At 38.3% G+C, this 24486-nt stretch carries 18 protein-coding genes and 2 pseudogenes; 2 read left to right on the top strand and 18 right to left on the bottom strand.

The genetic code is table 11. The annotated features are described in order from the left end of the window. Window positions 1-156: 156 nt before the first annotated feature. From F3D3_RS23520 to F3D3_RS18445, 16 genes and pseudogenes are all read right to left on the bottom strand, one after another. Window positions 157-393 carry a zinc ribbon domain-containing protein gene (locus tag F3D3_RS23520; protein WP_374700093.1) on the bottom strand — a complete coding sequence of 79 codons (237 nt, stop codon included), beginning with the start codon at window positions 391-393 and terminating at the stop codon, window positions 157-159. A gap of 473 nt (window positions 394-866) precedes the next feature. Continuing rightward, a pseudogene (locus tag F3D3_RS23515) lies at window positions 867-968 on the bottom strand (DUF2188 domain-containing protein); the annotation flags it as partial. 37 nt (window positions 969-1005) lie between these two features. Further along, entirely contained in the window at window positions 1006-3225 is a 2220-nt protein-coding gene (locus tag F3D3_RS18505; RefSeq protein ID WP_069875942.1) for a S8 family peptidase, read from the bottom strand. 6 nt (window positions 3226-3231) lie between these two features. Then, window positions 3232-4269 (bottom strand): ATP-binding protein, encoded by a 1038-nt coding sequence (locus F3D3_RS18500; RefSeq protein ID WP_069875941.1) that lies wholly within the window; start codon window positions 4267-4269, stop codon window positions 3232-3234. A gap of 144 nt (window positions 4270-4413) precedes the next feature. Next, a pseudogene (locus F3D3_RS18495) lies at window positions 4414-4966 on the bottom strand (recombinase family protein); the annotation flags it as partial. 142 nt (window positions 4967-5108) lie between these two features. Then, window positions 5109-5618, bottom strand: coding sequence for a Fic family protein (locus F3D3_RS25265; protein WP_374700092.1), 510 nt, complete (start codon window positions 5616-5618; stop codon window positions 5109-5111). 18 nt (window positions 5619-5636) lie between these two features. After that, the gene (locus F3D3_RS25260) at window positions 5637-6164 is read right to left on the bottom strand and encodes a hypothetical protein (protein WP_374700091.1); all 528 of its coding nucleotides are present in this window, start codon (window positions 6162-6164) and stop codon (window positions 5637-5639) included. A gap of 313 nt (window positions 6165-6477) precedes the next feature. Beyond that, window positions 6478-8697 carry a 23S rRNA (uracil(1939)-C(5))-methyltransferase RlmD gene (gene rlmD / locus F3D3_RS24755; protein WP_242877169.1) on the bottom strand — a complete coding sequence of 740 codons (2220 nt, stop codon included), beginning with the start codon at window positions 8695-8697 and terminating at the stop codon, window positions 6478-6480. 198 nt (window positions 8698-8895) lie between these two features. Beyond that, on the bottom strand, window positions 8896-9606 hold the full coding sequence (locus F3D3_RS18480) for an ABC transporter ATP-binding protein (protein WP_069875939.1): 711 nt from the start codon (window positions 9604-9606) through the stop codon (window positions 8896-8898). Further along, entirely contained in the window at window positions 9600-10373 is a 774-nt protein-coding gene (locus F3D3_RS18475) for an ABC transporter ATP-binding protein (RefSeq protein WP_069875938.1), read from the bottom strand. The genes F3D3_RS18480 and F3D3_RS18475 overlap by 7 nt, the downstream gene beginning before the upstream one ends. Next, window positions 10374-11255, bottom strand: coding sequence for a branched-chain amino acid ABC transporter permease (locus tag F3D3_RS18470; protein WP_069875937.1), 882 nt, complete (start codon window positions 11253-11255; stop codon window positions 10374-10376). It lies immediately after the preceding gene. A gap of 9 nt (window positions 11256-11264) precedes the next feature. Next, the gene (locus tag F3D3_RS18465; RefSeq protein WP_069875936.1) at window positions 11265-12143 is read right to left on the bottom strand and encodes a branched-chain amino acid ABC transporter permease; all 879 of its coding nucleotides are present in this window, start codon (window positions 12141-12143) and stop codon (window positions 11265-11267) included. 259 nt (window positions 12144-12402) lie between these two features. After that, window positions 12403-14115, bottom strand: a complete 1713-nt coding sequence (locus tag F3D3_RS18460; RefSeq protein WP_069870979.1) for an IS1634 family transposase — start codon at window positions 14113-14115, stop codon at window positions 12403-12405. Window positions 14116-14403: 288 nt separating this feature from the next. Next, window positions 14404-15582: an ABC transporter substrate-binding protein gene (locus F3D3_RS18455; RefSeq protein WP_069875935.1), complete on the bottom strand. Its 1179-nt coding sequence runs from the start codon at window positions 15580-15582 to the stop codon at window positions 14404-14406. Window positions 15583-15730: 148 nt separating this feature from the next. Beyond that, entirely contained in the window at window positions 15731-16564 is an 834-nt protein-coding gene (locus F3D3_RS18450) for a DNA-binding domain-containing protein (RefSeq protein WP_069875934.1), read from the bottom strand. Continuing rightward, window positions 16561-17841 carry an ATP-binding protein gene (locus F3D3_RS18445; RefSeq protein WP_069875933.1) on the bottom strand — a complete coding sequence of 427 codons (1281 nt, stop codon included), beginning with the start codon at window positions 17839-17841 and terminating at the stop codon, window positions 16561-16563. Before F3D3_RS18445 ends, F3D3_RS18450 begins: the two co-directional genes overlap by 4 nt. A 201-nt stretch (window positions 17842-18042) precedes the next feature. Between F3D3_RS18445 and F3D3_RS18440 the strand changes: the two genes are divergently transcribed. After that, on the top strand, window positions 18043-21411 hold the full coding sequence (locus F3D3_RS18440) for an efflux RND transporter permease subunit (RefSeq protein WP_069875932.1): 3369 nt from the start codon (window positions 18043-18045) through the stop codon (window positions 21409-21411). Between the two features lie 9 nt (window positions 21412-21420). Further along, window positions 21421-22500, top strand: a complete 1080-nt coding sequence (locus tag F3D3_RS18435; RefSeq protein ID WP_069875931.1) for an efflux RND transporter periplasmic adaptor subunit — start codon at window positions 21421-21423, stop codon at window positions 22498-22500. A gap of 125 nt (window positions 22501-22625) precedes the next feature. On the opposite strand, the gene F3D3_RS18430 is transcribed toward F3D3_RS18435, so the two are convergent. Beyond that, entirely contained in the window at window positions 22626-23474 is an 849-nt protein-coding gene (locus F3D3_RS18430; protein WP_069875930.1) for a carbohydrate ABC transporter permease, read from the bottom strand. Then, entirely contained in the window at window positions 23471-24445 is a 975-nt protein-coding gene (locus F3D3_RS18425; RefSeq protein ID WP_069875929.1) for a carbohydrate ABC transporter permease, read from the bottom strand. Before F3D3_RS18425 ends, F3D3_RS18430 begins: the two co-directional genes overlap by 4 nt. Window positions 24446-24486 lie beyond the last annotated feature (41 nt).

The following is a 24486-nucleotide window of genomic DNA, read 5'->3' as shown; positions in this document are numbered from 1 at the left end:
ATCTGAACGTTTTGACTATTTTGAAAATCATTTTTATATCATTACAGTATTTCAGCATCTGCTTTTGCAGTTCATCGATCTGGTCATCGTATTCCGTTGAAACACCCTGAGTGCTGTAATTGCCTATGACCCGGATGACATTCTCTCTGAAAGTCTCTATAAAATAGAGCTTGTTCCGTTTTTAAGTCTATCTTCACATCGCCATACGGCTGTTTTCTGTCCGTATTTGGACCAGGTCTGTCTTCTATAGGCATGGCCACATTCTGCACATTCTAGTAGCTCAGTAAGTACGTATTTGGAGCTGAACTTACACTTTTCTTTTTTCGACTTGTTTGATTTCCTTGTAACCGCTGATTTGTTTAGGCTTGCTCTTCTGGCCTTTTCTACCTGCACCTGATGATATTGTGACTATCTAAATATCCAGTGGATCTTTTTCCGCATACGAAAAGCCACTGAATGTCGCCTGAACCTATTGGGGCCTTGGCGGCAGGATGTTTTTCTCGAAAACGGACCATAACAATCCACTTTTTTCGCTTCTACCACCGCTCCTTTAGAATCGAAACGGGCATCATTTTCGTTCGACACCTTGTAGTGTTGCTACAACTTTACCAGTTAGTAAAAATTGTGCGCAATAAAACTTTCAAACTTGTCGTGATTTGAGAGCTTTATTCTGAACAATTATTCAATTGTCTTGATAAAGTCTTCTTCCATAATTAATCCGGACTTAAAGTGAACAGTTGCAGTTTTTTCACTCTTGATGACAATCCGATCAATCGTCTTATTCAATATTGATTTAGTTATATCATCAAAATCATAAAGGCCAGACAGCTTAAATCATGCTAGTCTGACCTTTATGATTCTGATGCTTAACCTTTAGGTGGGTACGGATCATTTCCGTAAGAGTTCTTTTCTCTTATTTGACCATTTGGACGATGAATGACCAACTCAGATTGTTGATTTTTAGCCATTTTAACACGTCCTTTCTCTTCTAAATAAATTTAAACCTTAATCATTAAAATCAATCTCTTCTTCGGCAATGTTGTAAATATCAATTCTATTTTCAACATCGATTCTATTTACAAGCCACCCTCTAAGAAAACAATTCTTAACAAAATCATCAATGCGATTAACGCCATCAATCTCCTTAAGCGTTATAACTATGCCAAATTTTAAACCAACTCCAAATTTTTCCGCTAGCCGTTCTTTTGTTTTTAAGCTTAAACCCCATATACCTTTATCGTAACATTTTTTAGCGCGATTACCCTTTTGGGAAATCTCTCTAATGTGCTTCACGTTATCCCATTTTCTAAAGAGCTTTCTAGCATCTTCTTCCCATGTGAAACTCTCGACTTCAGATGTTTGATAATTGTTATCTATCGGTTTTATACCCTTCTCGTTCAACCTACCAAATTGTATATCAAGTTCAGTATTAGTGTAATCAACACCTTGATTACGTGAACAACACGGGAAATAGCAAAGCGTAGCTTTTGCGATAAACGGATGCTTTTCTTTACTAATGGGCACTGGAATATTGTAATTATAAGTGTCATATTTTCCAGAAACACCCGATAAAACAAATTGGATCTCATCTTCTGGACATCGAACAACGTCATCAATTTTTAAAGGTACTATGCCATGTCCAATTAAAGAAGAGTCAAATTCTTGTTTGTTCCAACCTGTAGCTGAGTTAATTAGAAGTGCTTTTGCCACTTCTCTGCTTAAACCAAGAATATCAATTAGATATGACATTTTCCTTGCTATCCATGGTGCTGCAAATGATGTTCCTCTTACCATAGCTTCCCCAGTTGAAGTACAAACACGCATATGATTTTTCCCGTCTCCCCCGTAATAACTAATATCTGGTTTTGTAAAGAACGAAAGAGCTGGTCCTTTACGCGTATAGGATGCTGGACGATTAGAATAATCTACCGAGTTAATAACGATAGAATTGATTGAGTCAGCTGGCGTCCCGATTGCTTTGGGTTGCTTTTCTGATGATTCTTTATTTGTTCCTGCAATAACAAATATGATGTCATTTTCATATTGTATTCTGTCTAGAATTGCAGCTTCTGGTGATATGAAATTTGGATTTATTTCTAGTTTAGATCCAAGAGATAAATTCCAAACTTTAATGTCTTTATTAGAAGTAATGATTTCATTTATGTTTCTCAAAATTGAAAACGAACTGAATTTGTTTCCAGCCGCAACACCAAAGTGTCGTACTCGAAATCTACCACAACCATCATCCATTAAAGGATTAGATGCCGGACCGTCTACAATAATTGATGAAACTGCAGTGCCATGAAAATAGTCGCTTTGTGTTAATGGAATATCTGTTGATAGCATGCTTTTGAATTCAACCCATTCAGAAAAATAAACCTTATTGTCAAACATGGTATCAATAACGCCGATTGTAGGTTCGTTTTTTGGCAATGGTATTGTGATGACATCTGTGTCACAAAAATCAAAATCATCCTTTGTAAGTTGAGTTATGTCACTGACAGCCATTGATATTAAATATGGGGCCTTCTGCTTTAAGAGCGCTAACTCATCAGGTCTTAATAATAGCGTTGTATCATCCATTACTCTTGTAAACTGCAAGTTGATTCCTAATTTCTCCATCAACTTTGTCGCTTTGACATCTGTTTTATATATTGTGATGATAGATTCATCTTTCAAATCGATGAGATCAACCAACACATCGAACTTTTCAACATAATAAGCATCCACAATTACTCTTAGAAAATTTGTTTTAGCAATTTTAGTAGAAGTGAATGCTATTTGCTTGGAATTGATTTTTTTGATAATGTCATGGCTGATTACCCCATTGAACTTCCTATTTAAAATCTCAATACACTCACTTAATCGCTCGATTGACTCATCAATTAAGTCCATGTCTACATAGTGCGTGATTATATGCTTTGGCGAATCTTCTTTTGTAAATCTCGCACCAACAATTGAACTATTGGCTGTAGTACTTCCCTTTGACAGTAAGCCTTGTATCCTGTTGCTTTTAGCTGCAACTTTATTGTAATAGACACTAATAAGTGCACCTGAAACAATACTTTCTTTGGACCAAAACTTTCTAAGTTCCTTCAAGTTATTTTTAAGTATTTCTAATTGAGCAACTTTAACGCTTTTACCTGCGGGTAAGTTTGGAGATCCAGGTTGTGAATTACTAGATGCTTGTTCAAACGTGCCTTTTAATTGCAACAAACTATTCATACACAATTACTCCTTCAACTCACGAGATACTTGGCTCTTGGATATGCCAGTCAAAATTTCAATTTCCCTCACTGTAAAGCCTCTATTTTGTAAATCTTTTAAACCTGTTTCTGAATTGTGTTTATTCACAGCGCTATATAGCCTCTTTAAATAATCATACTCATTATTGGGATCACTAAATGCTAGCGATGTTTTAATCAAATTCTTTAAATCTCCTGGGTAAGGGATTTGATGCATACTCTCTAATATTTTTCTAAATAGCTTCATATTTCTACCGGCAGATTTGAACTTAATCAACAAATCATTAAGGATGATTTCGCCAATAGCCACCAAATCCAGTTTAGTATAGCTGCTGAAATCAATTACAGAATCAAATCTTCTTGTCAGTGCTTTGTCAAACGACTTATATAGATTGGTTGTTGCAATAAGAACAACATTGTTATTCAAATTATCAAGCCCTTTTAAAACAGACGATGTAGCTCGCCCCATTTCACGTAGATCATTTGAATTTATGCGATCAATTGCAATTGCATCAATCTCATCAAACAAAACCACTACTTTTTCTGGATGAGATACATTGCAAATTTCTTCGAATAGGTTTGCTATATTTTTTGATGTTTGACCCAGTTTGCTGTCAATTACTAAGTCAAAATCAACCATAAATAGATCTCTCTCAAGTATTCGTGCAATTTGCTTTGCGGTTTCAGTTTTCCCTGTTCCAGGTGGGCCTTCAAATAAGAACTTATTTATACCTGCGTTGTGCCCTATCGCATTGACAATTCCTAAAACGCTATCTTTTATGCTATCAGGCAAAGGGAGCGATTCTGAATTTACATCCACACGTTTAAAGTACATTTGCGTTCCTACATCCATTTGAGGAGAAAACGTATTTGTATCCGATAGAAGCGCCATTATATACTCAGAAAGTTGATAATTATTTACCTCATCAAAGTATCTAGCGATTTCATATGCTTCATTTTTGAAAGCTGCATCATTCTTTTCAGCATAATATTTTATTAAATTTAAAACATTCTTTTTTTTCATTACTTTCACCTCAGAATAGAATCTTACGGAATCTAATTTCATTATAGATACTCAGGGACACAATGTCAAGTTTAGGGACAAAATTTATTATTTTAAAACGTAATATTAGCAACAAGTCTCCTATTTTCAAATAAAACCGCAAATAGATTTTACGTATTTAGAGCTATACTCACTCTTTTCTTTTTTTGACTTATTTGATTTCCTTGTACCCGCAGATTTGTTTAGGCTAGCTCTTCTGGCCTTTTCCACCTGCACCTGATGATATAGTTCCTTTGGAACAATCACTAGGTTTCCATCATCATCCTTTGTGTAGCCTAAAAATTTTGTATGATTGACTGATATAATGCCGTTTTCAAACCGCCTTGTTAATCCCCATCTTGTGTTTTCGCTGATGTTTCGGCTTTCTTCTTGTGCTTGGCTGCTCAGGATCGTTATTAGGAGTTCGCCACCACTTTCCATGGTGTTTACCCCTTCTTTTTCAAAAATAACTGGGATGTTCTTTTCCTTCAGCTTTCGAATATATTGAAGGGCATCCAGTTGGGATTGCTATTGATTTTCTCCGTATAATAGTCAACCTGTGCTTTATAGCTTCCTTCCTGTTGCTCCACAAGGTGCTGACTCTACAGTAAGCGGCTACACGAAGCGTCTTCTGTTCTACGCGCAGATGTTTGTCATATTTAACCTGAGGCGGTATGATTGCTACCGTCTTTCAAGCTTCACAACGACCTCAGTATGCCTTGAGGAGACAAAATTGATGTCGCTTAAACCTATTGGTCCTTCACGGAGTCGCTCTGATTACAAATATATGTTAACTGTCAGGAGAAACAAATTGCTCAACTCTATCGGTAATCTGTATTTCTAATATATGCAGTACTTCTACCAGCACCGGTTTTTATAATATAGCTATTCTTCAACAAGTCGGAAAGCGTAAGTTCAACGGTAGACATGCTGATGTCTGGGCATTTTTCGAGAATATCTTTTTTAGATAATTTTTCTAAGGTATTGTCAAATAACACTTTGATTCTTTCAGTCTTTGAAAGCGTTCTGTTATGCAAATGTTCAACTCTTGATGAAAATTCTTTATAAGCGCTAAGGACGATTTCTAGATAGTATTTCACAAACGGCAAATAGCTGTGTTTGGTTTCAAGCCACTCTCTTGAGCTTTCTTCAAGCTTTTCATAATAGGTTATTTTCGTTTTCTCAATAATCATTTCCAAGCTGATATACTTACCAACAATATAGCCTGAGCGATAAAGTAATAAAAGCGTCAGCAGTCTGCTCATCCTACCATTACCATCATTGAACGGGTGGATGCAGAGAAAGTCGAAAATGAACATTGTTATCAACAACTGTGGCTCTTGTTGCTTTTAGTTAATTGCCTCTATGAAAGTACTCGAAAGTCTTTCCATGGCATCAGGTGTTTCAAACGAACTCAATGGTTCGAAGCGAATACGTTCCTTCCCGTCTATAATTTCAGCTATGACATTATCCGAATTCTTGAATCGCCCACCTATTGACATCGGATTGAATTGATAAAGATCTCTGTGGAGCTGCAGAATGACGTTGACTCTCGGATTCATATACTCATAGTTTTCATGAACCAACTGAAGAACTTCACGATAACCTGCAATCTCTGATTCTGAGAGGTTCCTTGGTTCAACTTTTTCTTTTACAATGGCCTGAAGCCTGTCATCTGAAGTATAAATCCCTTCAATCCGATTAGACGCACCTGTACTTTGAACCTTTGCAACTTCAAGCATCGCATTTAAAATATCTGGTTTTGCTTCAATGAAAAGCTCTTGCTTGCCCTTATATTCATGAATTGCTGCAAGCAAATTAATGATTTCGCTACAAAGTAGTTCACTTGGAATCTTACTATAGTCAAATGCACGCATATTCCACCTCTTTCTGCACAATACGTTTCTTTATGCATTATTGTATCATTAAATTATGCATATAACAAATGCAATATGCATAAAGAAAAAATGTTGCTGCATATTTTCTTCCGATTAATATGCAGCAACCAATCTTCTTATGCAGATAATAGGACTAAACTACCACAGGAATATCTAAATTGATTTTCTGCCAGTGCTCTAACACAAGAAGTGATAGAACACTGATAGTAACACTGGCTCTATTCCCTAATACAAAAAGCCACTGAATGTCATCTACACATTCAGTGGCTCAATATATTGATTTTACTGCGTTCTACCGTCTTTCAAGCTTCACAACGACCTCAGTATGCCAAGTCCCAGGAAACATATCCACCGGCTGAATCACTTCCACCTGATAACCCCCAGCCACGAGCACCTTGAGATCACGTGCAAGTGACAACGGATTACACGAAATATAGACGACTTTTTTAGGCGCAAGTGTTACCAAAGCATTTAAGAAGATCTCATCACTGCCACTTCTCGGAGGATCCATAAAGACCACATCGAGGTGCTCACCCGCTTTGGCCACATCTCTCATAAAGTCGCCAGCATCGCCATTGTAAAATCTTGCATTCTCAATATTATTGCGCTTTGCATTTGAAATGGCATCTTTCACCGCATCATTGTTGAGTTCAATGCCCACCACATGATTGGCTTTGCGACTTGCGATTAGAGAGATCGTACCGATACCACTGTAAGCATCTAGTACCACTTCTTTACCTGTCAAATCTGCCATTTCGATGGCTTTATTATATAAAATTTCCGTTTGAATTGGATTCACTTGATAAAATGATTTTGAAGAAATTCTAAAGACCGTATCGCAGAGCGTATCCTCTATGAAGCCCTTGCCATATAAAACGACTTCTTTATCGCCCAAGACCATACTGGTCTTTTTATGATTCACATTTTGAACGATGGTCTTGATCTCTGGATGTGCCTCCGTAAGCGCTTTGACAAAATGGTTCTTCTCTGGAAACATCGGACTCACCACAACAAGCACCACCATCACCTCACCACTCACATGACCTGTTCTGATGAGCACATGACGTAGAAATCCTTTTTCAGCATCTTCATCATAAGGCATCATTTTAAACGATGGCATCAGCGTTCTAATGGTTTCAATGATTGCATTTGCACGCTCATCTTGAATTAAACAATCCTTTACTGAAATCACATTATGGGACTCTTCTTCAAAAATGCCTGATATAATCTTACTTTTAAAACCTAATGAAAAAGTAGAATTCACCTTATTTCGATAATGGGCTGGATTTTCCATACCAATAATGGGCAAAATTCTTCCATATTCAGATAAGAGCGCATTGACTTTAGATTGTTTAAAGTGAAGCTGTCCCGCATATGATAAATGTTGAAGCTGACAACCGCCACAATTTGATGAAATTTCACAAGGTGAAGTCACCCTAAATGCATTGGCTTCTTTAATTTCTAAAAGGTTAACGTACTTACGTCTCCCTTTTGTGATCATTTCCACTAAAACAGTCTCACCTTCAATCACATTGCTGAGAAAGTACTTTTCGCCTTCAATTGTAACAATGCCTTTTCCATCTTGAGCCATGTCTGAGCACTTAACTATAAATCTTCTGTTTTCGTCACCTTGAAAGGATGCGTCAGAGACTTGTGTTGCACCATAACCTTTAGACTGCCTTGGCCCTTTCTTTGATTTATTGCGATCCCATTTTTCATTTTTAAGTGCATCCGATGGATGATGTGATTCCGTTTTTAACCCAGTAGTAGCATCAGACTTCACTTCTTTAGCTTTGTAAGGATTTATTTTTTTACCATACTCAGGCTTTTTCCCATATATTGATGAACTTCCTGAATCCCTTTTCTTACCGTATTCGGTTTTTTGGCCATATTCTGCCTTCTTGCCGTATTCAGGTTTTTTATGATCTTTATTATATTTAGACTTAAATTCAGAAGTTTTAGCCCCTTCTAAATCATCGCCTTCTTTTTTATAACCTGACTTCTTATAATCAGAGCCTGATTTAGATCGAACACCTTTTTTATAATCTGTTTTTTGTGCATCAGATTTTTGACCTTCAAATTTTTGACCTTCAAAGGGTTTACTGCCTTGTTTATTAATGTCTGTCTCTGTTTTGTCTGCTCTCTTACCAAAGCCTTTACCCGCTGGTTTACCTGTCGGTTTACCCACTGATTTGCCCGCACCTGCTCTACCTGCTGAAACTCTGCTCTTACTATACGTCTTATCGGATTTAAAACCTTCCGCTTTGCCTTTTTCTGATTTTATAGGCTCAGATTTTGAATGTTCTGATTTTGAATGTTCTGAATGTTCACTGGTCGACTTTTCATCTGAGCCTTTGCTCCATGAAGGTTTTCCCTTTGAGGGATTGCCTTTTGAACGACTGTCTTTTGAAGACTTTCCGCTCGTTGATTTACCTTCGCCTGATTTAGGCGTATTAAAGCCTTTGCCTCTACTTGAAGGCTTGCCATTATTTTGATTTGGTCCCTTACTCATATGATTCACCACGATTTTCTCTAGAGAGTTATTTAACGATACCCTTTAGTATACGATATTCCTTGTGATTTTACTACTTAATTTTTAATAGCAAAACAACCCTTTTGAGTGTCATTTCGGAAAGCACAAATCAAATGCGCCTAATGATACCCAAAAGGGTCTTTTTAAAATTAGATTTTGGGAGATGTATTTTTCAGTTTATACTTTTTTCTTACCTAAATAAGCTTCTTGAATTACGGGATCTTTTATAAGCTCTGATGCTAGGCCTTTCTTGACGATCGTCCCCTGTTCGAGCACATAACCCACATCTGCTATGGAGAGCGCTTTATAGGCATTTTGTTCCACTAAGAGGATCGTTTTATTCATCTTCTTGATGTTCAAAATAATCTCAAAGATTGTATTCACCAGTAAAGGCGCAAGTCCCAGCGAGGGTTCATCCAGTAAAATGAGATCTGGATCAGACATTAAACCTCTACCCATGGCAAGCATTTGTTGTTCACCACCACTTAAAGTGCCAGCCATCTGCTCTTTTCGCTCCAAAAGCCTTGGAAAGAGTCCATACACATTCTCAAGGTCTTTTTGAATCTGAATCTTGTCCTTTCTGAGATAAGCCCCCATCATCAAGTTGTCTTTCACCGTGAGATTTGCAAAGATCAATCTACCTTCAGGGACTTGAGAAATCCCCATTTCAACAATCTTATTAATCTGTTTTGGAAGTGTCTTATTTTTAAACTCAACCGTGCCTTTGCTCGTCTTCACCACAGAACAAATGGCATTTAAAAGCGTACTCTTTCCAGCACCATTTGAGCCGATAATGGAAACGATCTGACCCGCTTCCACATCGATATCCACGCCTCTCAGTGCATGGATACCCCCATAGTGCACATTGAGATCTCTTATTTTTAACATGCGGCTTCCCCCTCTCCCAAATAAGCTTCGATTACTTTTGGATTGGATTGAATCATCTCTGGGGTACCCGCCGCCAGTTCCTTACCGAAATTGAGCACGGTAATTTCATGGCAGAGATTCATAATGAGGTCCATGTGATGCTCAATGATGAGTATGGTTAAGTCAAACTGATCTCTCACTTGTTTAATCAAATCTAACAATTGGAAGGTCTCTTCTTCATTCATCCCTGCAGCGGGTTCATCGAGAAGCAAGAGTTTAGGTCTAAGTGCCAACGCTCTGGCGATCTCAAGACGCCTTTGAAGGCCGTAGGGCAAATTAGAAGCAATCGTATCACGACGTTCCTCAAGCCCCATAATTTTTAAAAGTTCTTTTGCATTTTGATGTAAAATAGCTTCACCCTCTTTGTACTTCTTCGTCCTCAACACGCTATCTAAAAGTGAATAAGCCGTATTAAAATGACAAGCGGTCAAAATATTTTCATAAGTGGTGAGATTTTTAAAAAGCCGGATATTTTGAAAGGTTCTGGTGATGCCCACATCTGCAATTTTAAAGGTAGGCGTTTTATCAATGCGTTTGCCTTCAAATAAAATCTCACCCTCTGTGATGTTATAAATCCCAGTAATCAAATTGAAAATGGTCGTTTTACCAGCGCCATTTGGCCCTATTAACCCATAAATTTGTTTGGATTCAACTTTGAGATTAAAATTGCCAACTGCTGTTAAACCGCCAAATTGTTTCGTTACATTTTTAAGTTCGAGCAGACTCATTTAGACCTCCTGTTCCGCAGTGGGTTTATTTTTTTTGCCAAACCATTTTTTCAAATATTGAATCGGTCTAAACTCTTTGCCCCCCATTAAACCTTGAGGTCTTGTGATCATAATGAGCACAACTGTTGCCCCATAAATCACCAAGCGCCATTCCTTGACGTTTCTCAGCACCTCCGGTAGAGCGGTAAGTGCAATTGCACCGATCACTGAACCGGTGACACTCCCTAAGCCTCCGAAGATGACGATGATAGTAAGTTCCGTCGATTTGATCATTTGGAACATCTTCGGCTGCAAAAATCCAATGTAGTGTGCCAATAATCCTCCCGAAACACCAGCGTACATGGCACTGATCCAAAGTGATTTGAGTTTATATTTAAAGACGTCAATGCCGATGATATTGGATGCCATTTCCTCTTCTCTAATGGCCTTCATATTGCGGCCATGTTTAGAACTTATGATGTTGACCAAAATCACAATGCCGATGATATTGATCACGATCACATTCATAAGAGAGGTATGATTTGTAATCCCAGGCCATCCTCTGGCCCCACCGAAATACTGCATATTGTCTAAAATAAGCCGGATTGCCTCACCAAATCCCAAAGTGGCAATGATGAAATAATCCCCTTTTAAATTGAGAGTCAACTTCCCTATGATCAAGCTCATAATGCCCGCCATTAAGCCTCCAATAACAAGTGCAAGATAAAAATTGAGTCCTAAGGTCATGGTGCAAAATGCAGTGGTATAAGCCCCTATTGCCATGAAGCCTGCATGGCCAAATGAAAATAAGCCTGTGAAACCGGTTAGTAATGATAATCCAAGTACTGCTAATAAGTTTATCCCCGATAGTATGAGAATACCTTCAACATAATACCAATCCATATTCCCCTCCTATGCCTTATCTTCATTTTGCTTGCCCATGATGCCCATAGGTCTGACGACCAAGATGAAGATCAAAAGTGCAAACGCAATGAGGTCTCTTAGTTGTGACGAAAAATAACCTGCTGTAATGGTTTCAATTACCCCCAGTAATATCGCACCCAGCACCGCTCCAGATAAACTGCCTAATCCGCCAAATACAGCGGCAATGAATGCTTTAGTGGTGATAAAGCCAATCTGAGGATATACAGTATATTTCATTCCAAATAGAACACCCGCAATCCCAGCAAGCCCACCACCCAGACCGAATACGATGAAGATAATATGGTCTGTGTTAACGCCCATAAGTGCACTTGCTCTCAAGTTGTAAGCCGTGGCTTTTATCGCCATCCCCGTCTTCGTCTTTTCGATGATAAACAAAAGCGCTGTCAGAGAAACTGCAGAAATGATAAACATCATCACGTCGAGCCTTCCCAGTGCAAGCGTTCCAATCAAAAAGGGCTCCTTCTCAAAAACTTTAGGATAGGTCTTAAAATTCGGCCCAATAATTGCAATGACTAGATTTTCTAAAAATATAGAAGCGCCCATTGCAGAAATAATGAAATATAAATAAGGTGCATTTCTCTTTCTAAGTGGATTGTACGCGATGCGCTCAAGAACAATCGCAAGTAATGCAGAACCCAGTGTTGCCAGAATCATCGCCACTGGAAAGGGCAAATTCCCTACTGCAAGCGCAAAAAAGCCCATATAGGCACCCAGCATGATAACGCCACCATGTGCAAAGTTACTAAAATTCATGATACTGTACACCAAAGAATAACCCACAGCCATTAGAGCGTATACACTGCCGATGGAAATACCATTGATCAATTGCTGAAAAAAAGTTGTCATAGCCCCACCTTCCCTAATCGTAATTGCTAACGTTGCCACTTCTTATTGGATGACCAACCCTACGCTGGGCGAAATAACAGCCATCCAGTTATTGTCCCATTATTGCCCTCGTTATGAAAAAGAGAGCGCCAAGCGCTCTCTTCCTCTTTTGAGCCTCTAACTTGACTTTTGCAGCAAAACAACAAAAAAACACCCTTGATCCCATTGCAAACAGTGGGATTCAAGGGTTTCTTTTTTTGCGTTTTTTTGTAGCGTAAATCTATCTCGTTTTGGTTTCTGAAATATTTTTTTTAATCTGTTGAAGTGTTCTTATCTTCGTTGAAAAATCAACATTTGTCACGTCTCCGATATCCTTTAAAACTTCATCGTAATAATCAAACAAGTAATAGTTTTGATCTACATTTGTACATGTACATTTGCTTAAACTGTCGATGATGCGTGTGATGGTGTGTTTGCCATCCATTTTAAACTCTAAAATCCTAGCAAGCACCAAAGCTATGAAGCATGTTAAGAAATGTGCTTTGATGTGGTCTTGTGTTGAAACATATACAGGTCTCGTTTCAAGATCACTTTTGGTAACCTTAAAGGATTCTTCTATCTTCCAAAGGCCTCTGTAGATTTCAATCACTTCACTGGCACTCTTCTTGTATTCGCTTGTGATGAGCACGTAGTAGCCATCAAGAGCCTCTTGCGCTTTTATTTTCTCCTCATCAAGGCTTAAAGCAGTTATATCAGCAATTTCGCCAGTATCTTTTACAAAACTAAGGTTCTTCACATATCCAGCAGCCCCATAGGATGTAGAGCGATTATAGTTTGAAGGTGTTTTTATAAGCTTCTTAGCTTTTTCAATGGCTTTAGCGCGTTCCATCCTAGCTTTCTTCGCATATTTTTCGCTATAGAAAACCACTTGCTTGGCATCGATGGTTTTCTTTTGCTTTTTTCCAGAAGTCATGGTAACCCAAATTTCAGTCGGGTAAATGCGTTCCTTCCACTTATAGTCATCCCCTTTAAAAACATAGCCCTCTTCATCTAAAATATAGTCTTTTAAAGCTTTGTTGGCGCCTCTAGCGGAGTAACTAAAAACAAAGCCATCGTTTGCTGAAAGTGTGTACTGAATGTTGTCACCTGTGGACATCCCTTTGTCAGCAACCACGATGACTTTTCCTAAATCAAACTCTTTTTTCATTCTAGAAAAAGTGGGTCTGTAGGTGAGACAGTCATTGGTATTGCCTGAATAAAGATCGTAGGTAATGGGGATGCCGTTGGTGTCCATGAAAAGGCCCATTTGAACAATGGGGTTTGGACGATGCTCTTTGCTGACGCCTTTGCACCTAAAAGCATCTTCACAATCCGATTCAAAATAATAATTGGTGACATCGTAGTAAACAAGGCTGGTATCTCGTCCGTAGTTTTCTTTGACTTTTTCATTCATCCATAGCTGCAACTCATTGCCTTTTTCATTGAAAAAACTCAGTGCGCGGTAGACGTCATCAAGAGAGTAATGAGCGTTTTCAAAAAAATCATTTCGCTGATCATAGGCTTTCTTTTTAGAGCCTGGGTTAAGGAGTCTTGAAAAAACAAGGAGCTTCATGATGTTATTGGTGCTCGCCTCAATCTTCGTTGAACGTTGGCGATTGATGAGAAACTTGTCAATTTCAAGTGTGTGGTAGATGGCGCTGAAAGCGGCATAGCCAAAGTTTTTACGGTTGTTGGTGCCGACTTCTAATTTGTCATTAGATTTGTACTTAACAAGAATATCTGAATTTTCAAAAGCTTTTTTTTGATTCATTTCGCAGATGATTTTTTCGTAATAAGCAATGGGATCTTTAAACTTTTTTTCTAGTTCATCTAAATAGCCTAGACTTTCAATGGTTCTTGATTTAGTTTTTTTAGTTGTTTTATCTCGATAGCTTTCAACAATAGAAAGATAGACACGTCCTGTGTGTTTTTGATTAATTTTACGTAGAAACATATTATTACTCCTAAACAAAGATATTACAATTATACCATAATAAATCACTTTAATCCATAATAAAATGAAAGAAAAATAAAATAAAAAATCCCTAGACCAGTTAAAACAACTTTAGTCTAGGGATACCTATGTATTATTTTGCTGCAAAACTCGGGAAATAACAGCCATCCAGTTATTGTCCCATTATTGCCCTCGTTATGAAAAAGAGAGCGCCAAGCGCTCTCTTCCTCTTTTGAGCCTCTAACATGGTTAGGGTGTCAAACCCATAAGTTGAGCAACACTCTACCTTTACTTAATTTCAACAGAATATTTAGTTTGGAACACGTATTTATTCTGATCGATTTTCAAAATGGCCGCTTCTTTACCTTCTGGATTATGCGTCTTTGGGTTGATTTTTATTTTTCCTGTAATCCCTTGAACTTCTGCAGTTTCCATAGCCTCTTTGATCTTAACAGAATCTGCCACACCTGCTTTTTTTACAGACTCTTCAAGCAATCTAAAGGCATCATATGCCAAATAACCATTGAGTTCCACTGCGGCATTATATTTTGCCATGTAAGCATTTTTAAACGTTTGCACATCTGGATCTTCAAAATCTAAGTGATTGACCACATAACTGCCTTGGACAGAATCACCAGCCATTTCAAGCAATTGTTCAGAAGTCCAACCATCGCCCCCCATTAAAACTGCATTGATGCCGAGTTCACGCGCTTGAGTACTGCTCAATGCCACTTCTTTAAAGAAGTAAGGCATGAAGATCATCTCTGGATTGATTTCTTTAATAGATGACAATTGAGGTCTAAAGTCTACATCTCCAAATTTAAAGGCTTCTTTAGCGACAATTTCGCCACCGAGTTCGACAAATGTCTTTTCAAAAAACTCTGTTAAGCCTTGAGAATATTCATCAGCCACATCGTATAATATGGCGGCTTTTTTAAGTCCTAAAACTTCATATGCATACCCTGCAGCTACAGCGCCTTGATAGGGGTCAATAAAGCAAACTCTAAAATTATAAGGCTTTGTGTTGCCGTTTTCATCTACAGTCACTTTAGGATTAGTTGCAACAGTTGCGATATCAGGCACGCCAGCTTCTTCAAGCACCTGACTAATGGCGATTGCTTGTCCTGATGCATTGGGCCCAATAATTGCGACGACTTTATCTTGACCTACCAGTCTCTTAACGGCATTAACCGCCTCTAGTGAATCGCCCTTTGTGTCGTATCCAATCACTTCGATCTGCTTGCCTAGCCATCCGCCATTTGCATTGGCATCCTCTACCATCATTTGAACGGTATTGAACTCACAAGTGCCCCATATCGCTTGATCTCCCGTTAAAGAACCTATCCAACCAATTTTAATCACCTCTGATTCTGCCGCAGCTCCAGTTGCTGTGCCACTCGATGAACACCCTGCTAAAAGCCCCAAAACCAACATCATAATCATTAAAATAGATACTGCTTTTTTCATGTTTCATATCCCCCTTAAAATTAGTGTCGCAATTGTAATCCATATACAATTGATGTTTTCAGTATATTCTGAAAATTCACTTTGCCTCAATTAGACACAAAGAGACACAGAAATAAATTTCTGTGTCTCTTTGTGTCCTGTACATATTTTACTGTTCGTGACTTCCTACTTCTACAATCATGCAACTGATAAAGTGAAATAGATTAGGTTTTCCCCCTGTTTTTCGCTTTCCCTTAATAAAATCCATTTCCGCTCTTATACTCTGAGGATCAAAGAGCTTATAAGCATAATGCACAAACGTCTCATGACCAAAATCCTCTATTCCAAGATGTGCCATGTTGTTAAGACCCTTGCTCATCGCTCTTCTCATGCGCTGACTAACTGTTTTAGGGCGTTCTCCTGACCCCGAAAGCCATTGGTTAAACGCTTTTTCTTTGAGCATTTCTACATGATATAAAGCTTCACAGACACGAACCAAATCATTGGTCCCCTTCTCTCCCATCATCCCCAGAGTCATAAACACCTGTTCAAATTTCTGCTTTACGGAAATCGTAGTAGATTTCATTTGAACACCTTCCCCTAGGAATTGCCTAATATGATCCAACTTTTTAACCATCTGCCGCTTTTGAATGACATGATGAACCACTTTTTTAAATTCAACCGTATTCAGCGGTTTGTGGATAAAAAATTCAGCACCGTTGAGATAAGATTTCGACACCATTTCGGGATCCGACACTTGAGAAATCATGATAAAATCAATATGATCTGCCTCTGCTTTAACATTTCGAATCAACCGACTGCCATCGAGTTTGGGCATCAAATAATCGACTAAGCAAATATCGACATTATACTGTCTGATTTCTTTCTCGGCGACCGTTGGGTCTGTTCCTGTTTTTACCACTGTTCCAAGATCTAAATCTTCGATTAAATTGGACAGCATTTGAACCGTGTTAACATCATCATCTAATATATAAAACCTCATATAGCCCCCCCTGAGAGATTTTTTAATGATATGTTTATTGTAAATTTCGTGCCCACATTTTCAGTACTTTCAACCTTAATGGTGCCTAAAAAGACATTTTCAACGAGGCCTTTTACCACACTTAAGCCCATGCCTCTTTGAATATCACCAGAATCTGATGCGTATTTACTGCTAAATCCCGGATTAAAAATAAATGGAAAATCTCTTGATTTAATGCCTTTGCCATCATCTGATATCTCCATAAAGAGCGCCTCAGCTTCTTCAAAAACATCTATTCTGACATAACCATGATCCTCCTTATCAAAAGCTTCTATTGCATTGCCAATTAAATTTCTTAAAATAGAAGTCATGTAAAAATGATATTTGACGCAGGCCTGACTTTTAACATTTTCAATCAAGTGAATATTGGGTTCCTTTTCTTTATAACATTTATGCGTATTGGTTATGACGACCTTAACAATCTCATGAATCCCCATTTCTAAATCGTAAAGTTTCTTTTCGGTGATGGCTTCAAGACCTTGAATGACTCTAATGTAATCCTTCTTTACCTCGTGAACTTCTTTGGCAACATCAAGTGCTATTGCCACAATTTCAGGATCTGCTTGACTGGATTCCGCCTTATGATACAGTTTAAAAGCCTTTGCCATAAGTGCTTCTATATAATTGATGTTTTTCTCCATAAAATAAATTTCGCTCCAAAAGTTAGAGGTCATCATTAACAAGTAATGATAATGTCTTTCATGCGCTTCCCTTACTACAAGCGTTCTAAACTGCTTCACCACTATAACCATCACAATGATGATCATCGTTCTTACAAGCGCAATAATAGCAAGCCCCCTAAAAACACTTAATGAAATGCCAAGGGTTTGAAGTCTTAAAGACATCTCCACAATGTTTGAAATGAAATCGCTGAGAAATACCGCAATCACCAGATCATTTAATTTTCGATCTCTTTTAACATATAGTGCATTAAATAAAATACTGTAAGTGATGTAAAAAAAAATCTCTGGCCAGATCACCTGGAAAGCTTCTTCCAGTGAAATATGACTTAATAAAAGCGTAAACATTCTAAAAAAGGGCGATGCAATTGCAATCATTATCCCCACTTTGATCGGATTGACTTCCTCATACCAGTAGAGTAATACTGGCATTGCAATAACTGAAATGGTAATGATGAATCCTTCAACGAAGAAATTAAAAAAGAAAAGTGAACAAAATGACACCATGCCCGCGATGAAGAGCATTTCCAAATCAGGTTTTTGTCTTCCATATGCCATACAGGCCCCCTCTACGGATCGTATATTTACAATAGCTGCCATCAGATGTTATACTACTTTTATGATTTATTCGCTATAACTTAATAAAATCCTTTAAAATGAATTTTTCTAATATCGTTTTAATCTTTTTTTAACTAATTTAAGGTATTATTAGACATATTATTCACAGTTACTTTATATTTATTGTTTGGGAGGAATCACATGAAACAAAATGAAGAACTAAAAAGCATTCCCGAGCTACAACAGCCGAAGAACATCTTAGGAAAATGGGCTGCTTTTTTTATTGATCGATACAAAATTGTATACTTAATTTTAGTTGCAATCGTTATCGTTGGGGTAAGTGCTTATTTGGGACTCCCTCGGGAATTAAATCCAGAAATTGTTCTGCCTTATGGGCAAGTCCTTGCGGTTTATCCAGGTGCTGCACCAGAAGAGGTTGAGACACTGGTAACAGATGTCCTAGAGACAAAGTTAGAGGAAATTGAAGACGTTAAAATGCTATCCTCATATTCCACGTCAGGCATAGCAAACGTATGGCTTGAATTTGAGCAAGGTGTGGACATGGAAAAGAAAATGAACGAAGTCCGTGAAAAAACCACCGCCGCCGCTTTAGAATTTCCTTCCGATGTAGAGACACCCATTGTCTCATCATTACAATCTAACAATTCGCCGATTATGATCATCAATATCTCTGGTGACTACGATCTCGTGACTTTAAAACGTTTTGCTGAAGAGATCAAGCAACGCCTTGAATCAGACAATAGCATTTCTGAAGTGCTGATCATTGGCGGTCTTGAAAGAGAGATCAAGGTGCATATTGATCCACAAAAACTTGCTGTTTATGGCATTACCCTTGATCAGATCAAAACGAGTATTGCACTTGCCAACTTAAATTATCCAGGGGGTACCGCTACACTGGATGAAAAAACGTATAATATTAGAACTGTTGGAGAACTCAAGTCCGTCGACGCCTTAAACGAAGTCATCATAGCCTATCAAGGGTCGGGCCCAGTTCGGATTAAAGATATCGCCATCGTTGAAGATGGTTACAAAGAAGTTGAATCCTATTCCAGAATGTCGCAAGGCCTTGAATCTGAATCTCCAAGTATGAAAACGGCTGTTGCACTTTCCGTAAAGAAAAAAGAAACAGCAGACATCATAAAAACCAGTGAATTGGTCAGATCTATTCTAAACAACGAAAAAGGCACACTCTACCCTTCTGACCTCATTGTGGAAGTCAGTGGTGACACTGCTGAATTCGTGAGTGATTCTTTAGGTGCCGTTACGAGTAATGCCCTTTCAGGTTTATTCCTCGTTATTGTCGTGCTCTTCTTATTCATTGGTCTAAGAGAAGCAGGCATCGTCTCTATCGTTATACCACTTGCCATTATGATGACGCTCTATTTTCTAAATCTAGCGGGGATGACTTTAAATACCATCACACTTTTTTCGATGGTTTTAGCCGTCGGCATGCTGGTAGATAATGGTATCGTTATCATGGAGAACATTGACCGGTTAAGAGGTATGGGCCTTAATGCAAAACTTTCTGCTGAAGCAGGTACCAATCAGATTGCACCTGCCATCATGGCCTCTACTTTAACAACACTTGCTGCCTTTTTCCCAATTGCACTGACACCAGGGATCATGGGTGAGTTTATTCGCTCAATTCCAATCACCGTTATGTTTGCACTTGGCTCATCATTCTTGTTGGCGATTACCATCACACCAGCGCTTTGCTCACGGTTATTGGCAAAACAACATGATATCAGCCTCGCAAAACCTAAAACAAGATCTCAAATTTCCAAGGTGCTCTCTGTCTTATTGATTGTTGTCCTTTCAATGCAAGCCTTTAAAGATGATACGTCATATGGATTACTTTCATTTATATTTGCGGCTATTTTCGGTGGCTTAATGTTCGCCAAAGTTTACTTTGGCAAGAAAAACAAAGGTCATCATCCGATTGTAGAAGCTTACGGAGAACGCCTTTATAAAATCGTCAGTAAAAAATCAAAAAGATGGACTGTAATACTGGTGCTTATTCTTGCCTTTTTCACCAGTCTCTCTTTAATCCCACTTGGCCTTTTAAAAGTGGAAATGTTTAGCCAGACAGACTATGAGCGCTTATATGTGGATATCAATACACCAAAAGGGGCCACACTTGAGCAGACAAACGCAGTTGTGCAGAAAGTTGAAAAAATACTGTTTACGTATTCAGAAATTAAAACCTTTGTCTCTAATGTCGGTATAACGGGAGCTGATAGTTTTGATTCATTCAGTGCTGGCTCTGGTGGCGGAACACCTAATATCGCCAGAATCACTATAGATTTATGTAAAGAAGAAGAAAGAACACGTACCTCAATGGCTATTGCCGCTGACCTTAGAGAAGCGCTAAAAATTATACCTGGTGCTGATTTAGAAGTTATTGAACTGGAAAGTGGCCCTCCAAGTGGATCAGCAGTTGCCATTGGCCTTATTGGAGAGGATCTTCAAAAAATGGAAGAAGTGGCAAATCACTTCGAAAGTATTCTTGAAACAATTCCAGGGACAAGAGATGCCAGCACTTCACTTTCAAGTGGCGGACCAGAACTGGAAATCAGCATTGATAAAGAAAAGGCTGCAAAGTTTGGCATTGATGAAATGACCATATCTTCAACGATTAGAAATACCGTCTCTGGTATCAACGCAACCACTTATCGAAGTAATCAAGATGATATTGATGTCATGATCTATTCGGGTATGGATGACGTCCAAACTAAAGGCGATCTTGAATCCCTCTATTTTTACAACAGATTAGGACAAGCCATAAGGTTTAATCAAATTGCATCCTTTAAAGAAACGGCAACTTCCCCTACAATTCGACATGAAGATGGCAAAAGACGTGTGAATGTGACATCTCAAACAGAAGCGGATATCAACACAGTGGAAATCGTTGATCAATTTAAAGCCAAAATTGCAGATTATAAACTACCAGAGGGGATTAGCATCACTTATGAAGGCGAACTCGGCGATATGCAAGATTCCTTTACAGATATGTTTATCAATATGCTGATCGCAGCTATTTTAGTATATCTCATACTCGCTGTACAATTTAATTCACTTTCACAACCCTTTATCGTCCTCTTTGCTGTACCACTTGGTCTCATAGGGGTTATGCCTGGATTATTCTTAACGGGTAACAGCTTTGGATTCCTTGCATTTATCGGCGTCGTCGCCCTCGTTGGTATTGCTGTAAATGATGCCATTGTTCTGGTAGATTACATCAACTATCTTCGCCAGAATGGTTATGAACTCCTAGATGCTGTAAGAGAAACGGGTAAAACGCGATTTATGCCTGTACTTGCAACAACCATAACCACTGCAGGTGGTATTTTGCCACTTACACTAAAACAAGAATTTTTCGAGCAAATGGGATTTGCCCTCATCTTTGGACTCATGATGTCTACTATACTGACATTAGTGGCAATTCCGACGCTCTATACGATGTTAGAATCTTTTAAGATCAATAGAATTGACAAAAAAGAAAAGAAAAAATCAAGAACCAATGCAGCCGAAACCGCTGCAACAATTTAGGAGGCTCATATGAAACGCTTATTACTCACCGCTACACTAGTGATCGCACTTACGGGATGTTCAGGCACACAATCAGCAGACCCCAATGCACCCCTTGAAGTTGAAAAACCAATTGAAGCGATCACTGTTGAAGCTCAGACCATAGAAGAGAGAGAAATTGTGACCGATCTCAGCATTCCAGGCCAAGTTAAAGCAGATAAAATTCAAACTGTCGTTGCCATTGTCAGTGGTCAAATCAATTTTATGGCCGCTGAGGTTGGAGATACTGTAAAGTCTGGCGACCCTTTAGTTAAACTAGATGATACCTTACTCAAAATTCAAAAACGTCAAGCCGTCATCGGAAATGACCTTTATCAACTTTCACTTGATTCCGCACAGCGCACATTTGATCGAACAAATGAACTCTATAAATCAGGTAATGCAACACAATCACAAATTGAAGAGGTTACAGATTATTTAACTAAAGCTCAACTGGACTATGCTACTGGTAAAGTTAACACCGATCAGCTCAACTACCAGATGGCGCACATGACTATAAAAGCCCCTATGAATGGCATTATCTCAAAAAAATACGAGCAAATGGGCGTATCCGTTGGTCCAGGAACGCCGCTATATGATATCGTAGACATCAATACGCTCACCGTAGAATCAGGCGTCACCGAAAAAGACATTAACCGTCTTAAATCAGGGCAATCTGTTGTGATCAATCTGCCCACTGTGGGCATCGAAAAATCTGGGACGGTTAAAGGCATCAGCCCCATTACAGGATCAGATCAAACTTATCCTGTAATGGTGGAAATCGAGAATAGTGATTTGAGTATCAAACCGGGAATGTTCGCAGAACTCAAAATCGTTACAGATGCACCTAGAAAAGTGGTCTCGCTTCCAAAAATTGCAGTCGTTCACGAGGACGATACGGACTATGTCTATCTTGTAAAGGGTACAATTGCAACAAAACAAGCCATCCAATTAGGCGCTGCATTTGATGATCAGTTTGAAGTGATCAGCGGTTTAAATGCTGGTGATCAAGTGATCACTTTGGGTCAAGCCTACTTAGAAGATGGCGATACCATCACCATTTCTAAATAGAATGCACCTAAAATAAAAGACGCAAAAGGTGCTGTTGCAAAACGGCCTTCAAATCAAAAAAGGACTATTACAAATCCAGTCAGATTTGCAATAGTCCTTTTTTGTCATATAAAGGGTTAAAATGATTATCCTTTTACCCCACCTAGGGCAACCCCTTCTACAATGTACTTAGACAATAAGAAGTATATGATGAATATCGGTAGTACGGTTAATGCAAGTCCAAGGTATACGGCACCGTACTCGGTTTTATAGATATCGCCTCTAAGTAAGCTCACCATAATAGGCATTGTATATTTTTCACTCTTCGTGAGTAATATTAAAGGTAAGAACAAACTGTTCCAACTGGAAACAAATGAAAATATAGCTTGCGTTGCCATTGCAGGTTTCATTATTGGCAACACGATTTTGTTAAAAGTATAAAATTCACCCGCCCCATCAATGCGTGCCGCTTCCACCAATTCTAGCGGCAGAGAAGCTAGCATAAACTGTCTCATAAAAAAAACCGCTGCTGGTGTGGCTATGGTTGGTAAAATTAATGCAAGAAAGTTATTGGTCATGCCTATTTTATACATGAACTGATAAAAACCAATGCTTGAAACCTGTGCAGGAATCATCATAACAGCCATGATAAAAGTAAAGAAAGGACTTCTGAGCTTCCAGTTATAAGCGACCAACGCATATGCCGTCAATGCCGAAAAATAAATCGTACATAACGTCGATGAAGCAGAAATAATTGTCGAATTTATAAGACCTCTAAGTGGATCAAAAGTCTTTCCAAGTAAAATTTGAATATTGCTGATCAGATATTTTGAAGGTATAAAAGAAAGTGCATCTTGTTGTATTTGAAAAGTACTTCTCGTCGCATTTACAAACATAATCCAAAAAGGCAAAATACTTAAAATCACTAATAAAATACATACAGAGTAAGCAACAACTTTAAAAAGGACTGATTGGCTTTTTTTGTTCTTTTTCATAATTTTTCCGCCTCCTGTCTCTCTTTATATGCTTTTCGCATTCTTTTATTTTCTTTACGTCTTTCTATAGCGTCTTTATCTCGAAGCAAATAGAACAAAATTGCTGAAAAAAAGGCTATGATTAAAAACATAATCATACTTGCTGCAGCTGCACGATTGTAAAGATAACTGCCACTGAACGCTTGATTGTAGATAAACACACTTGTTGTCAAAGTCGCGTTGTCTGGACCACCTTGCATGAACATTTTCGGAATGTCATACATGTTTAAACCGCCAATCATACTGGTGATCAACACATAAAGTAGAATCGTCTTTAAGTTTGGAAGTGTAATATACCAGAAAGCTTGAAGCCCTGTGGTGCCATCAATCTCTGCCGCTTCATAAATATCTGGACTGATTCCTAAGACACCTGAAACGAGAATAATCATCGTATAGCCGTACCACATCCAAAACTGAATAAAGGCAACAATCCCTCTGGCAGTTGCTTTATTAATTAAAAAATAGACGGGTGTATCAATTAGACCAAGCTTTATTAGCAAACTGTTCACTGGCCCTACTGGATAACCAAATAACGAGTAGAATAAAATAGCAATACTTGCTGCTGTTATGATGTTTGGCAAATAGAAAATAACTTTAAATAGACCTTTCCCTTTTAGCTTGTTTCGCCTCGATGTAAACCATGCGGTTAAAACTAATGCAAGCAATATCTGAGGAATAAAATTCGCAGTCCATATAATAAAGGTATTGGATAATGATTGCCTAAATGAATCATTGTTCAAAATAAGAATAAAGTTCTGAAACGGATTGTCAAGAAAATGCCACGACTTAGTCCCCAGACCCTTAAAATCGGTAAATCCCAGTAATGCCGTATAAAGGATCGGATATAAAGAGAAAATAAGAAATATTACTGCAAAGGGAATACTAAAGATATAGCCGTATTTTGCATAACTAACGCCTTTTTTGCGTTTCAATGACAGGTCACCTCCTTAAAATAATTGGGATAGGCGCATCC

This window comes from Fusibacter sp. 3D3, from assembly GCF_001748365.1.
Classification (GTDB): Bacteria; Bacillota; Clostridia; order Peptostreptococcales; family Acidaminobacteraceae; genus Fusibacter_A.
Note: the sequence above shows the minus strand (reverse complement) of the source record. Positions and strands in the feature narration are given on the sequence as shown.

Excerpts from the sequence above, each read along its gene's own strand:
- F3D3_RS18475 (WP_069875938.1), bottom strand. The coding sequence starts at position 10,373 with ATGAGTCTGCTCGAACTTAAAAATGTAACGAAACAATTTGGCGGTTTA.
- F3D3_RS18500 (WP_069875941.1), bottom strand. The coding sequence starts at position 4,269 with ATGAAAAAAAAGAATGTTTTAAATTTAATAAAATATTATGCTGAAAAG.
- F3D3_RS18460 (WP_069870979.1), bottom strand. The coding sequence starts at position 14,115 with ATGTTTCTACGTAAAATTAATCAAAAACACACAGGACGTGTCTATCTT.
- F3D3_RS18480 (WP_069875939.1), bottom strand. The coding sequence starts at position 9,606 with ATGTTAAAAATAAGAGATCTCAATGTGCACTATGGGGGTATCCATGCA.
- F3D3_RS18435 (WP_069875931.1), top strand. The coding sequence starts at position 21,421 with ATGAAACGCTTATTACTCACCGCTACACTAGTGATCGCACTTACGGGA.
- rlmD (WP_242877169.1), bottom strand. The coding sequence starts at position 8,697 with ATGAGTAAGGGACCAAATCAAAATAATGGCAAGCCTTCAAGTAGAGGC.
- F3D3_RS18445 (WP_069875933.1), bottom strand. The coding sequence starts at position 17,841 with ATGGCATATGGAAGACAAAAACCTGATTTGGAAATGCTCTTCATCGCG.
- F3D3_RS18450 (WP_069875934.1), bottom strand. The coding sequence starts at position 16,564 with ATGAGGTTTTATATATTAGATGATGATGTTAACACGGTTCAAATGCTG.
- F3D3_RS18465 (WP_069875936.1), bottom strand. The coding sequence starts at position 12,143 with ATGACAACTTTTTTTCAGCAATTGATCAATGGTATTTCCATCGGCAGT.
- F3D3_RS18505 (WP_069875942.1), bottom strand. The coding sequence starts at position 3,225 with ATGAATAGTTTGTTGCAATTAAAAGGCACGTTTGAACAAGCATCTAGT.
- F3D3_RS18440 (WP_069875932.1), top strand. The coding sequence starts at position 18,043 with ATGAAACAAAATGAAGAACTAAAAAGCATTCCCGAGCTACAACAGCCG.
- F3D3_RS18430 (WP_069875930.1), bottom strand. The coding sequence starts at position 23,474 with ATGAAAAAGAACAAAAAAAGCCAATCAGTCCTTTTTAAAGTTGTTGCT.
- F3D3_RS25260 (WP_374700091.1), bottom strand. The coding sequence starts at position 6,164 with ATGCGTGCATTTGACTATAGTAAGATTCCAAGTGAACTACTTTGTAGC.
- F3D3_RS18470 (WP_069875937.1), bottom strand. The coding sequence starts at position 11,255 with ATGGATTGGTATTATGTTGAAGGTATTCTCATACTATCGGGGATAAAC.
- F3D3_RS18455 (WP_069875935.1), bottom strand. The coding sequence starts at position 15,582 with ATGAAAAAAGCAGTATCTATTTTAATGATTATGATGTTGGTTTTGGGG.